Source organism: Deltaproteobacteria bacterium, from assembly GCA_020845895.1.
Classification (GTDB): Bacteria; Lernaellota; Lernaellaia; order JACKCT01; family JACKCT01; genus JADLEX01.
Window position 1 is genome coordinate 23,602 of the sequence record JADLEX010000059.1, and the last position, 9,862, is coordinate 33,463.

Consider the following 9,862-nt stretch of genomic DNA (forward strand, 5'->3'; position numbering starts at 1 on the left):
TCACATGGGGCGCGGCCGGGGATGGCGCTCCTCGCGGAACGGCAATTCCCGAACGAACTCGACGATACGCTCGCCGCGGTGCCGCCAGGTCCACTCGCTCGCCTGATGCAACGCCGCGAGGTGGCGGCGGCGGAAGATCGCGTCGTCCTCGAACAAATGCGTGATCGCCCGGGCCATCGACTCGTCGTTGCCCGGCTCGAAGAACTCCGCGGGCGATTCGTCGCGAAAGATTTCGCGAAACACCGGCAAATCGGGCACGACCGGCACGACGCCCGACGCGAGGTAGTCGAAGATCTTCATCGGGCTCGACACGTATCGATTGAAAAAGACATCGACGAGCGGCACGACCCCCGCGCGACATCGGCCCAGGTGGTGCGGGAGCTGCACGGGCATGACGAAGCCCGTGTAGTCGATGCGGTCCTCGGTGCCCACCGTGCGCGCGATGTCCTTGATCGACGCCAGATGCCGCCCCTTGCCGAAGATCAGCAGCCGCGCTTTCGGCGGCAACCGGTCCATCACACGCACCAAGCCGCCCACGCCCTTGTGCGGGTCGAGCGCGCCGACGTACGCAATGTGCCGTCGATCCGCCGTGCCGGAAGGATCGAGGAGCGGACGGCTCGCGCTGCCCGCCGCAAGGACGCGTTGGGACACGGGCTTCGTGCGGACGAGGATGTCGGCGAGGCCCTGCGTGAGCGCGATGACGCCGTCGGTACGGGCGAAGACGTCATCCTCCATCGGCGCGCGCGACGCGTGCATGCGCAGCTTGTCGGCGGGGAAGAACGCGGCGTTGCGGGCATCCTCGCCGAGGCTGTAGACGTTGTGCACCTCGTAGATGACGCGGCCCTCGAATCGCTCGTCGAGAAACGCCTTCGCCATTTTCAGGTCGCGGCAGATCACCGCGTCGGCGCCGAATTCGCGCGCCGCGCGCACGGCGGCCTTGCGAAACGGCCCCGACCAACTCCCGTGCAATGGCCCGATCCGCACGCGCAGTCCGCGAATCAAACGGATTTCGAGATCGGGATGCGGCGAGAGCCCGAGCTTGCCGAGCACCTGATCCACCGACTCGCCGGCGTCCGACGCGACGAACAGGCTCTTCGCCCCGGCCTCGGCGATCCCGCGCGCGGTGTTCGTCGAGAACACCGTCCCCGCCTCGTAGATGTCGAAGGGCTGCGTGTGGACGTAGGCGATTTTCAGGGGGCGTTCGGACATGCTGGTCGGTTCCTCATGTGGCACAGCCACCCCCGGTTGTGCATGTACCGGCACAGCCGGGGACGGCTGTGCCACATGACGGGGTGGTGCGCAGCACCTTCTTAGATTCAATCGGAGCCGGACTCAACCTCGGCAAACGTCTCGTCGCGCGATGCCCGCGAGGGCTGATACCGGATCTTCGTGGCGAACAGCAACACCGCGACGGCGAGCAGGTACGTCCAGGTTTCGTGCCGGTTAAAAGGCGCGAAGTCGAGCACGGTGGCGGCCTCCTGCGCGGCGACCAGTGCGACGCACCCCGCCGCCACGAACCGCGACGCGCGCGTGCCGTAGACGATGACGAGATAGAAGCCCAGGAACACGCTGCTCACAACGAACCAGAAGACCGGCGGAATGACCAGGCAGTCGAGGTCCCCGCGCCAGCGCCACAGGCCGATTGCCACGAGGCACGACTCAACCGCGAAACTCACCGACGCGCACACGAGCGCCGCCCGCAGCACGACGCGGTACGTACGCTTTTCGAAATCGAGAACGTGTGCGTCGGCCCACGCCCACGCCACGCCCCACGTGAGCACCCAGCCGAGGACCGGAAGCAGCGGCACGCCCGCGATGGTCGGCAGGTGCGCGGCATAGATGTATTCGGGAACGGGTTCGGCGATGGAGTGGCGTTCCTTGAGGAACGAGAACACCACCGCGCACGCGAAAAAGAGCCCCGCGTGCCAAGGCCCGCGCTGCGCGGCCATATCACGCGCGAGCCACGCGAACATGGCCGCCGAGAGCACCAGGACGACGCCGGCGATCACCCGGATTCCCCATGCGGGCGCTTTGACGAGGGCATGGCCCCTTCGTAAGCTGTTTGACGCATCATGAGAAGTCCGATCGTCCATTTTCCGCGAATCGCCGTCACGCGCCACGCGCCGCTCGCGATCCTGTGGATGATCGCCGCGACCTGTCTCGCGCTCGACGTCGCGCTCGCACCGGACGCGCGAACGGCGCTCACGACGATCCCCCTGTTTCTCGTCGCCGCATTCGGCACCCGACGCGCGATGCGATCGGTGAAAGATCATGCGTATCCTGCTCGTTGACACCGCGCGCGAAATGCGCGGCGGGCAGCGACAGGTGGCGCTGCTGGCGTCGGGGATGCTGCGAGCCGGCGCGGACGTCCGCGTCGCGGTTCGGCCCGATTCGCCCCTCGGTGCGCGGCTCGCGGAACTGGACGTCCCGACCGTGTTCGTCCAGCCGCGCTTCGAGGGCGATCCGCTCGCGGCGCGCTCGCTCGGGCGCGTCATCGACCTGTATTCCATCGACCTCGTCAACGCGCAATCGAGCCACGATCACACGCTGGCGTGGTTCGCGGGCTCGTTCGCCACGCGCACACACCGGCGAGTGGTCACGCGGCGCGTCGATTTCGGCCCGGGGAGCGGGTGGTTCAACCGGCGCAAGTACCTGCGCGGCGCGGACCGCTACATCGCGATCAGTGACGCCATCGCCCGGGTGCTGACCGAATACGGCGTCCCCGCCTGGCGAATCGAGACGATTCACAGCAGCGTGACGCCGATCGAGCCCGTCCCCGGCGCGCGCAACGAGGTGCTGGCGGAACTGGGCTGGCCGGACGATTCCTGGGTGGTGGGCGACGTCGCGGCGCTCGAGGATCACAAGGGACACGTCGATCTCATCGACGCGTTCGCGCTCGTCGCCGCGAAGCACGCATCGGCGCGCCTCGCCCTGATCGGCGATGGTTCGCGCCGTGCGGAACTGGAGGCGCGTGTTCGGCAACTCGGGCTCGGCGGGCGGGTGCGTTTACTCGGTCACCGCACCGACGTGGCACGTTTACTTTCGGCGCTCGACCTTTTCGCCATGACGAGCCGTCAGGAGGGACTTTGCACGAGCATCCTCGACGCCATGTCCGCCGGGGTGCCGGTGGTGGCGACGAACGCGGGCGGAATCCCCGAGATCGTGCGTGACGGCGAAACGGGCCGCCTCGCGCGAACGGGCGACCCCGCCTCGATCGCCGAAAAGATCCTCGACGCCGCAGCCACGTCGGAATTTTCCCGCAAACTCGCCGAACGCGCGCGGCACATGGTGCGCGACGAATTCGGCGTGGACGGCATGGTCAAAAAGAGCCTCGGCGTTTACACGGACCTGATGAAATGCTGACTGGAAACGAAAACCGATGCCGGATGTCATACCCGGTGAACGGAATTTTGCTGACATTCCCCTCGATGGGACATTCGGCATAAGGATCGCGATGGAGCCCCGCCTTCTGAAAATCGCCGTCGGACTCTTCTGCTTCCTCATGACGGGCTGGCTGCTGTCGCGCTCGAGCGCGTTCACCGAACAGGCGTCCGAGGATCTGGGGTCGATGGCCGCGATCGCCGCGCGGGAAGGCCCCGTGTGGTCCGGCATCTACTACGTCGACAAGAAAAGCGGCGCGCGGGTGAAGGTCGGATACGCCAAGAGCGAGACCACGAAGACGGAGCGCGGCTACATCATCGACGGCGAAAGCCGCCTGACGCTCAAGGCGCAGGGCCAGACCGCGCAGATGCGCGTGCTGTCCAAGATCCTCACCGATCTCGACAACCGGCTGCTCTCGATCGACTTTTCCATGCTGTCCGACGCGGTGAAATTCGAACTGTTCGGCTCCGTGGACGGCAAGAAGCTGAATATGCGCATCCGCACCGCCGCCGGCGAGCAGGAACAGTCCATCGACATCCAGGGCGACACGGTGCTGCCCGAAACGATTCTCACGCATGCCGTGCGCAAGGGCCTCGCCGTGGGCGACGTGGTGAAGGTGCCGTTTTTCGATCCCACCACATTCTCGTACGCCGACGCCGAGCTGCGCGTCGCGGAAATCACGACGCTGCCCGAGGCCGGAGACGCAAAGGTCTATCACCTGCGAGCGACCTTCATGGGCATCGAAGCCGACGCGTGGGTGGACGCCGAGGGGCGCACGCTGCGCGAGGAGGCGGGTGGCCTGCTCACCAAGATCGAGACGCAGGAGCAGGCGCTCACGGCGGGCTGGAGCGGCGGCGCGAAGGTCGAATCCGATCTCGTCGAGGTCGCGGCGGTCCGCACGCAAACGCCCGTCGAGCGCCCGCGCGACGCGACGAAGCTCGTCCTGAAAATCGGCGGAATCGACCCCGCGAAGTACGGCTTCGCCGATCACCGCCAGACGCTTGACGGTGACGTCGTCACCATCGCGACCGAGGACATCCAACCCTCGACCTACCGCATGCCGATGCGCGACGCGGCCTTCGAGCCGGAACTCAACGCGACGCCGATGATCCAGGTCTTCGATCCGGGCATCAAGGAAAAGGCGCGCGAGATCGTCGGCGAGGTGCGCGACCCGCTTCAGGCGGCGCGCCTCATCCACACGTGGGTGTACAAGACGATCGAGAAAAAGCCGCTCATCTCGATCCCGTCGGCCAGGGACGTGCTCGACATCAAGCGCGGCGATTGCAACGAGCACGCCACGCTCTACACGGCACTCGCGCGCGCGGTCGGCATTCCCACGCGCATCGAGGTCGGCCTCGTCTGGAACAACAACGGCTTTTATTACCACGCGTGGAACGCGGTCTACACGGGCCAGTGGATCTCCATCGATCCCACCTTCGGCCAGTTCCCCGCCGACGCTTCGCACCTGAAGGTGCTGTCGGGCGATCTCGACGCGCAGGTGCCCATCGTTCAGATGGTCGGTCAAATCACCCTCGACGTGCTGGAGGAAAAATGAGTTCGATCCCCCATGCGCCTTCGCCGATGATCCGCGCGCGCGGCCTCGCCAAGGCGTACGACCGGCTCGTCGCGGTCGATCACATCGATCTCGATGTCGCGCCCGGCGAGGTCTACGGCTTTTTGGGCCCGAACGGCGCGGGCAAGACGACGACGATCCGCATGCTCGTCGGCATGATGAAGCCCACGTCGGGCACGGTGGAGATCGACGGCATCGACATCGCGAAAAACCACATCGAGGCGAAATCGCGCATCGGCTTCGTGCCCGACCGCCCCTACATCTACGAAAAACTCACGGCGATGGAGTTCCTGCACTTCGTCGGCGGGCTGTTCCGCATGGAAACGTCCGACATCGTGCGCCGCGGCCAGGAATTGCTGGAGCTGTTCACCATCGATCATGTGGCGAACGAACTCGTCTCGGGCTTTTCCCACGGTATGCGGCAGCGCCTCATCATGGCGTCGGCGTTTCTGCACCGGCCCAAGCTGATCGTCGTGGATGAGCCGATGGTCGGCCTCGACCCGCGCGGCATGAAGCTCGTGAAAAATCTCTTCCGCGAGCAGGCCCGCACCGGCACCACCATCTTCATGAGCACGCACACCCTCGACATCGTCGAAGAGGTTTGCGACCGCGTGGCGATCATCCACAACGGGCGCATCATCGCGACGGGCACGATGGAAGAACTGCGCTCCGAGGCGGGACACTCCGACCGGCTGGAGGAAATCTTCCTTCGGCTCACCGACACCGAAGACATGCCCGACGTGGCGGGCGTGGTGAACGGATAGGACGCGTCGTGATCGACACCTGGCGCCTCGTGCGCGCGAAAACGTGGATCATGCACAACCGGTTCTCGCGGCCCGGCCGCGCCGATCGGTTCAAGTCGATCTTCTTCTTTTCGCTCACGCTCGGCTTTCAGGTCGGCCTGTTTTTCGGCGCGACCGCGCTCTTTCAGCGGCTCGCGGCCGAGGAGCCCTTCGGTTCGATCCTCGTCGGCAAACTCGTCGAGTTCCTGTTCATCACGTTTTTCACGGTGCTGACGTTCTCCAGCATCATCACGAGCCTCAACGCGTTTTTTCTCGACGCCGACCTGCCCATGCTCATCACCGCGCCGACCACGTGGGGGCGGCTCTACATCGCCCGGTTCGCGCAGGCATTCGGGATGACAGGCTGGATGATGATCCTCGTCGGCTTGCCGATCTTCGTTTCCCTCGGCCTCGTGTTCCACGCCCCGGCTTACTTCTACCCGTGGATGCTCGCGGTGATGGTCGTGTTCCTGCTCGTGCCGATCGCGCTCGGCAGCCTCATCACCATCGTGCTCGTCAAGGCGTTTCCCGCGCGCAAGATGCAGGACATTCTCATCCTCATCGCCGTCGTGCTGATCGTGATGCTGTATTTCCTGTTCCGGTTCCTGCGTCCGGAGCAGCTCTTCAACCCCGACATCTTCCACGGCTTCGCCGAATATTTCGCCACGCTTCAGACGCCCGACTCCCCGCTGCTCCCATCGTCGTGGGGCGCGTCGGCTCTGATGGCCCCGCTGCACGGGCGCATGCGCGAAGACGGCATCGGCTTCCTGCTGCTCTCGCTGTCGTGGGGCCTGATGCTCGTCACCATCGGCACGAGCGTCGCCAAGCGCACCTTCCTCGACGCCTACACCAAGAGCCAGGAAGGCCGCCGCCTCACCATCACGGGGCTGCCCTTCGTGCAGGCGATCTTCGAGGGCATGACGCGCGGTCGCGATCCCGTCAATCGCCAGTTCTTCCTCAAGGAGATCCGCACCTTCTTCCGCGACACGGCCCAATGGACGCAGCTTCTGCTGCTCATGTCGCTCATCGTCGTGTACCTGTTCAATTTCAAGGCGCTCGACCTCGATCGCTTCTCGGGCATCACGTTCCAGCTCCGCAACATCATCGCCTACATGAACCTGATCCTCGCGGGCTTCGTGCTCTCGGCGATCTGCGTGCGCTTCGTGCTGCCGGCGGTGTCGCTCGAAGGCGAGGCGTTTTGGATCGTCAAGGCCGCGCCGGTCTCGATGAACCGCTTCGTGTGGAACAAGTTCAATTTCTACGCGCCGCCCGTCTTCATCGTCTCGGAAATGCTCGTCGTGCTGTCCAACATCTTCCTGCGTTCAACGCCCTTCATCATGGGCGCGTGCGCGGCGCTGATGGGCCTGCTGTCGCTCTCCATCACGGCGCTCGCCATCGGGGTCGGCGCGATCTATCCCAACTTCGAGGAGAAGAACGTCGCGAAGGTGGCGACGAGCGTGTCGAGCATCATCTACATGGTGGCCTCGCTCGGCCTCGTCGTCGCGGTCGTCTCCATCATGGCCTACCCCGCCCGCATCGTGCAGCGTGCCTTGCTGGACGAAGCGCCCCTCGCGGCCACGCAATGGGCCATCATCGGCTTGTCAATCGCGGTCGTTTTGACCATGATCGCCGCGTCGGTGCTTTGGCCCATTCGGCGCGGCATTCGCGCGCTCGAAACGCGCGAGGACTGATCCGCGCGACGACGGAAACAGGCCCCGAAAACGCGACGCGAACGCGCCCGCCCGGGCGCGACGGTTTCGATCCATGAGGTGGGACGTGCTGCAAATCGTCAAATCTAAAATGAAGCTGTATTGGGAATTCGCGCGTCCGTTCACGCTGCTGCCGCCGGCGCTCGGCATGGTCTCGGGCGGCATCACGGCGCTCGGCGCCGATCCCCAATGGGAGAGCCACTGGGTCGATCCCGGCTGGGCGTTCGCGATCTACATGGGCCCGGATTGGCTGCGGATCACGTGGTACATCGTCGTCGGCGCGATCATGGCCGCGACGCTCAACGCGGCGAGCAACGCGCTCAACCAGATCACCGATCTGACCAACGACTCGGTTTCCAAGCCGACGCGGCCGATCCCCAGCGGGCGCATCTCGATCACCGAAGCGACCGTCATCACCGTGTTCTGGTACGTGCTCGCGCTTTTCATGAGCTTCCTCGTCAACTGGCAGTGCTTCCTGATCGTCCTGGTCGCTTCGTTTTTCATCTACGGCTATTCGGCCAAGCCGTTTCGCACCAAGGCGCGCGGTTGGTGGGCCAATTTCACCATCGCCATCCCGCGCGGCATTTTGCTGAAAGTCGCCGGCTGGTCGAGCGTCAAGACGATTTTCGCCGCCGAGCCTTGGTACATCGGCCTGATCTTCGGTCTGTTCCTGCTCGGCGCGGCGACGACCAAAGACTTTTCGGACATGGAAGGCGACGCCGCGGACGGCTGCAAGACGCTGCCCGTGAAGTACGGCCCCAAGGCCGCCGCGTGGATGATCGCGCCGTTTTTCGTGCTGCCCTTCCCGCTCATCCCGCTGGGCGCGCACTGGGGCATCCTGACCGGCAACCGGCTGATGCTCGACATCATGGGCGTGGGCCTCGCCCTGTGGGGCTGCTACACGGTCTGGCTGCTGCTGCGTAATCCCGACGAACTGTCCAAGACGGAAAACCATCCGTCCTGGAAGCACATGTACGGGATGATGATGGGCATGCAGATCGGGTTCGCGCTGAGCTATCTGTTCTAACAACGTTTCGAATAACCCGCTGTGGCGCACTTCCTGTCATCCCGACCGGAGCGAAGCGCCCTCCGCCCTGTCATCCCGACGGGAACGAAGCGCCCTCTGCCCTGTCATCCCGACCGGAGCGAGTGAAGCGAGCGGAGCGGAGGGATCCCTTTCAGATCCGAAGCGGGAAGGGATTTCTCCACTCCCCGCCTACTCGAACGCATCGGCGAATCGCTCGAAATGACTGAACCTACTGGTGCCACACATTCGTGTATCTACACCTCAAAAGCTTTCCGCCTTGGAACCGCTGTCCTCGCTAAGTCGACTCTCCATCTGATAAAATTCAGTATTTCCATAATAGACATTTCGATTCGATACACTCAAGGTCGAATCAGAATTATACCCAGTTGAAATCGGGGATGGAACGACTGATTGAGCGATAGACCACGGCAACGGATCGGTTAACAAGAAGCGCTCCCGTAGAGTCTCGCTGTAATCTCCGTAATGCTTATCCCCCCTCGCCGGAAATACATAATTAGAAACAAAAGTCGAAATGCCATTTGCAAATTGCCTACATACACGATTTGACAAATAGCGAATTCCGACAAAATCTTCCTGCCGAAGCGCCCACTGAAGGAACATTTGCGGAAATATATACTCGTGAATAAACGGAGCACTTTGACTTTCGTTATCAAGCGACAGCGCGAGCAACAAAGGCCACAATTCGATGTAATCTTTAACTATCTTAATAGCGACAGACCTAGACGAATGACCTTGCGGCCACTGGCTAGCTATGTTTAACAATGTGTCGACCATTTCTGTTGAATAGCCGAAATCATAGATTCCACTGAAATCCAAAAGCTCGAACCTAGACATAACCATAGAATGCAATGGCGGTTCTCCCAACTCCGTCCAGCAAGTATAGACAGAACCCCCAAGATACAAACAAGGTAATCCGGGAACGCTATACCTTTGCCGCCCAACCAATTTTCTTCGCGAAAATGGAATATGAAACATATCACGCCTTCCCAGCGACGTCGGAATCTGATCCGTTCGGCAACGATAGAGGTTCAATAAAAGACTATCAACTTTGACATCCGTTCTACACTTTTCAATCCTGAAGAGATCATAGAATGAGTTGAGATTTGCGCTATTGTTGAGAATCCCGCCAAATGCCTCAAACGCTTCTGCTTGCTTCCCGTCCAAATATGTTTCCAATATTTCGAGTATGCCATTAAACATGAAACTCACGTTTCGCTCGTCGACAATCATTTCTCCAATGCATTGCGCATCGTTCATATGCCGACTCAAGCAATTGTAATAGTCATCAAATATCTGCTTTAGATCTTCGCGAAACATTGGCCCAAGACCCTTGAAATACACCGGGATTTTCACCGCGCGTTCACGACGA

Annotated in this window: 9 protein-coding genes; 6 read left to right on the plus strand and 3 right to left on the minus strand. The window is 62.5% G+C overall.

Translation table 11 applies throughout. From position 1 onward, the window contains the following. A complete protein-coding gene (locus tag IT350_08480; GenBank protein ID MCC6158077.1) occupies positions 1 to 1,209 on the minus strand; it encodes a glycosyltransferase in 1,209 nt (402 codons plus the stop codon). Between the two features lie 107 nt (positions 1,210 to 1,316). Then, positions 1,317 to 2,009 carry a hypothetical protein gene (locus IT350_08485; protein MCC6158078.1) on the minus strand — a complete coding sequence of 231 codons (693 nt, stop codon included), beginning with the start codon at positions 2,007 to 2,009 and terminating at the stop codon, positions 1,317 to 1,319. Between the two features lie 63 nt (positions 2,010 to 2,072). On the opposite strand from IT350_08485, the gene IT350_08490 reads away from it, so the two are divergent. The 6 genes from IT350_08490 (at position 2,073) to IT350_08515 (ending at position 8,472) form a co-directional block, all read left to right on the plus strand. Beyond that, positions 2,073 to 2,291: a hypothetical protein gene (locus tag IT350_08490; protein MCC6158079.1), complete on the plus strand. Its 219-nt coding sequence runs from the start codon at positions 2,073 to 2,075 to the stop codon at positions 2,289 to 2,291. Beyond that, positions 2,272 to 3,363 carry a glycosyltransferase gene (locus tag IT350_08495; protein MCC6158080.1) on the plus strand — a complete coding sequence of 364 codons (1,092 nt, stop codon included), beginning with the start codon at positions 2,272 to 2,274 and terminating at the stop codon, positions 3,361 to 3,363. Before IT350_08490 ends, IT350_08495 begins: the two co-directional genes overlap by 20 nt. A gap of 91 nt (positions 3,364 to 3,454) precedes the next feature. Continuing rightward, a complete protein-coding gene (locus IT350_08500) occupies positions 3,455 to 4,936 on the plus strand; it encodes a transglutaminase domain-containing protein (protein ID MCC6158081.1) in 1,482 nt (493 codons plus the stop codon). Positions 4,937 to 4,962: 26 nt separating this feature from the next. Next, complete coding sequence (locus IT350_08505; protein ID MCC6158082.1) at positions 4,963 to 5,718, plus strand: ABC transporter ATP-binding protein; 756 nt, start codon at positions 4,963 to 4,965, stop codon at positions 5,716 to 5,718. 8 nt (positions 5,719 to 5,726) lie between these two features. Further along, the gene (locus tag IT350_08510; protein MCC6158083.1) at positions 5,727 to 7,427 is read left to right on the plus strand and encodes a hypothetical protein; all 1,701 of its coding nucleotides are present in this window, start codon (positions 5,727 to 5,729) and stop codon (positions 7,425 to 7,427) included. A gap of 109 nt (positions 7,428 to 7,536) precedes the next feature. Continuing rightward, on the plus strand, positions 7,537 to 8,472 hold the full coding sequence (locus IT350_08515) for a UbiA family prenyltransferase (protein MCC6158084.1): 936 nt from the start codon (positions 7,537 to 7,539) through the stop codon (positions 8,470 to 8,472). Positions 8,473 to 8,733: 261 nt separating this feature from the next. On the opposite strand, the gene IT350_08520 is transcribed toward IT350_08515, so the two are convergent. Beyond that, positions 8,734 to 9,862: hypothetical protein (locus IT350_08520; GenBank protein MCC6158085.1), on the minus strand; the 1,129-nt coding region annotated here is incomplete at its 5' end.